Here is a 3,219-nt window from a genome sequence, read left to right as displayed (position 1 = left end):
GCGTCGTCGGCCAAGGCGGGAAGTCGCGCGGCAGGTGCCGCCACGCGCAGCCGGTGCGCAGAACGGAGAGGATGCCGTCCAACACCGCCCGCATCGGCCAGCGCCGTGGTCGTCTGAAAGGGGCGGGCGGCGGCAGGAACGGCGCCACCAACGGCCACTCGGCATTGGTCGGGCGTGTTGCATAGGGCTGGCTTGGGCGCGCAAGCTGCGGCCGGGTGGCGGGGTCCACATGGGCGACCTCGGAGGACATACAGACATCCCTCGAACGCACGAGGCTGCCGCCGCTCACCCCATCCGCGATCCATACGAAACCGTTCCGAAGCGGGCTCTAACGCGCCAAGTAATCGCGATAGGTCAGTGCGAGCGCAGTCATCGCGGTTCGGTTGGCCACACCGAGCTTCTGAAAGATATTGTGCAAATGGATCTTGACCGTGCCTTCGGCCAAACTGAGCCTTCGCGCAATCTCCTTGTTGGAGAGTCCCTCTGCAACCAAAATTACCAACTCACGCTCCCGCGGGGTGAGGCTGGTCTTGAGCCGGTCGACTTCGACGCGGCGTCCCGCCTCGCGCTCCATGGCGGAGGTCACCAGATCCGGCGGGAGCCAGCGACTGCCGGCCGCCACCGTATGTAGGCATTCGAGGAGGGCGTCGGCCGCCGCATCCTTCAACAAGATGCCACGAGCGCCTCGGGCCACCGCAGTCACGATCTGGTCGTCCGTGGCCGACGCAGTCAGGAAAACGACCTTGACTTCCAAGCGCTCGGACGCCAGCGCCCCGAGGACGTCGAGGCCGGTCAGGTTGGGCATCGAGACGTCAAGAACCGCTAGATCCGGCCTTAGCGTCCGGATAGCCTCGAGGGCAGAGTTTCCATCCCGGCAGGTGGCAACGATCTCAAAGGCTGTATCAGTCTGGATCAGGCCCTTCAGCCCGCTGAGCACGATCGGGTGGTCGTCTGCGAGGACAACCTTCATCCGGGGACAGGTGGTGGCACTCATGTGGGGAGTTCGATGTCGAGTTCGGAGCCCGACGCGCTGGTGCGGAGCGCCACGGTGCCGCCCAGGTCCTTAGTCCGCGCCCAAAGCGAGCGAGGGCCGATGCTTAGCGTGGCTAGCGCCTCATCCCCATAGGACCCCTCAAGGTCCGCGAAACCGTGCCCATTATCGGCGATGCAGAGCCGCAAGACCTCAGGCTCCCGCGTCACCGAAACCGTGATGCTTGATGCCCTACCGTGGCGGACGGCGTTCGACACGGCCTCCGCCACAAGGTGTCGGATGTGGCGTGCGAGGTCCCGCGGAACGCTCAGGCCCTCGGGCGAGGTCCAAAATTCCACGCTGCAGCCCCATTCCCGCTCAAGCCACCGCAGGCGGTCCTCTAGAGCATCAGCCAGCTTCGCCTCGGCTGCAGCCGCGTCAGGGACTAGGCCCGCCATCGACGGAAGCGACGAGTGACGGTGGTCCTCGACAAAGTTGCGGACACGGCGCTGTTCGCCTGTGAGGGTTTCGCGGATCAGCGTGAGCTGCTCCGCCAGGGCGCCGCTGCCTGCCTGCTGCGAGCATAGCTTAAGGTGAATGCTGGCCGCTGTGAGACTTTGCAGGACGCCGTCGTGCAGGTCCCGCGCCAAGCGGACGCGCTCGGCCAGTGCCGCCGTGGTCCCAATCTGCGCGCGCATCAGGTGGTGCTCAAGATCCACCCCAAGCCGCAGGGCGATCAGCTCCGTAAGCCGAAGGTCGTCGTCGCTGACCTTGTCCTGGTCTAGCAGGAACAACCGTCCCTTGCAGAGCGGAAGATGGAACGGCGCCGTAAGGGTGCGCCCGATGCTATAGGTCCGGCGAAGGTCCGCGTCGATGAGTGGCGACAGCGCGGCGACAGGGATGCCGCCGCGGCCTGGGTCACTGCTGCGGCCACTGCCAATTTCTGTCATCAGGTCAGGCTGCTGATTCGCATCAGCATCTCCGACCGAGAACGTGGATTCCGTGTGGTGTGCGGCGACGAGCGTCCCGAAGCGGCCGGCGTGTTCACGGCTGTAAAGCAGGCCATCCTCTGCGGTCCACAACGCGACATGTCGAGAGGGCTCCTCCGCGATCTCCCAAATGACGAGGACACGTGGTGTGCAAAGCAGCGATGCGGCATGGGCAAGCGCTGGCGCAATAGGCGGAGGACCGAGATTGGGGCTGGCGTGCTCGTGGAAGGCCATAGGCTGTGGGCCGGGCCATGCCACCAGCTGTGCAAGCCGACGAGTGCTGCGCTCCCGATAGGCACCAACGTAGCCCAGCATCGCGCCGATCACGAGGAGGTAGCCTGTGCGGATGATCGCCCGGTTCAGCTCGTCGCGGTCGGCTAGAACTTGATCACCGAAGATTGCGAGGAGAACGAGGAACAGGACGACAAGAATGACGGCTGTGCCCAACGCCCCCCGCCAGTTCCAGCGAAGCGTGCCAGCGAGTAGAATGAAGGTGAAGAACACGAAGAAGGGGCTGGTCGGGCCCTCGGTCAGGTAGATCAGCGCCGAAACGAGCGCAATGTCCAAAGCGTGTGCGAGGAATAGCTCGTATTTCGTTGGTACCCGCCGGAAAACAAAAACCGCTCCGATAGCGGCGACCGCAGCATAGAAACCGGTAATCGTATAGGTTGCTGTGATGTCCCCTCTCGACTGTGTCGCATCGACGTAAGTGGCCGCGAGCGCAAACACAATCAGAACGAGACGCGCGAGTGCAATCATGCGCTCGACCGGAAGGCCGACTGGCGAACCGCTCGGAACTGAAGAGCGAGGAATCAGTGAAGCTGCCGCCATTGGGTTGTAGACACCATCATTGGTTCAATTTTGCGAGGCTACGATCATAATCGATTTTAAAATGTTTTGCTGCTACAAATTGAGGTGCGCGGCCCAAGCAACAAATTCCAAGTTTGTCTATAAACAGGGAACGAAGAAGTCTGCTGGACGAGAGCAAAGCTACGGCGTTAGTGCGCAATACATGTATTTTGACTGGTTCTTTGTTTTTAGTGCGGCACACGGCATGCCGCGGGTCATGTTGAAGACCGGGGAGTGACCGGAGGGTCAGACTACCTGCCCAATGCGCTGATTATATGTCTCTTACAGCCCATCCGAGAAGTTTGTTTTCACGCTGAGGGCCTTGCGGCTAACCGCCGAAGCATGATGCGGATCATGGCCATGCGGACGAAGGCGGCGGCGATGCGGCAGTGCCGCTCGAAATCGCGGGCC

Annotated in this window: 3 protein-coding genes; all 3 read right to left on the bottom strand. The window is 62.6% G+C overall.

Features of this window, described 5'->3' with window-relative positions:
* The coding region (locus JTJ31_RS24255) for a transposase (protein ID WP_207541313.1) at positions 1–250 on the bottom strand (250 nt) is incomplete at its 3' end.
* A 78-nt stretch (positions 251–328) separates the two neighbouring features.
* On the bottom strand, positions 329–994 hold the full coding sequence (locus tag JTJ31_RS24250) for a response regulator (protein ID WP_207541312.1): 666 nt from the start codon (positions 992–994) through the stop codon (positions 329–331).
* Positions 991–2,718 (bottom strand): sensor histidine kinase, encoded by a 1,728-nt coding sequence (locus JTJ31_RS24245; protein ID WP_207541311.1) that lies wholly within the window; start codon positions 2,716–2,718, stop codon positions 991–993. The genes JTJ31_RS24250 and JTJ31_RS24245 overlap by 4 nt, the downstream gene beginning before the upstream one ends.
* Positions 2,719–3,219: the final 501 nt, after the last annotated feature.

The sequence above is a fragment of the Sabulicella rubraurantiaca genome, assembly GCF_017355885.1.
Classification (GTDB): domain Bacteria; phylum Pseudomonadota; class Alphaproteobacteria; order Acetobacterales; family Acetobacteraceae; genus Roseococcus; species Roseococcus rubraurantiacus.
Note: the sequence above shows the minus strand (reverse complement) of the source record. Positions and strands in the feature narration are given on the sequence as shown.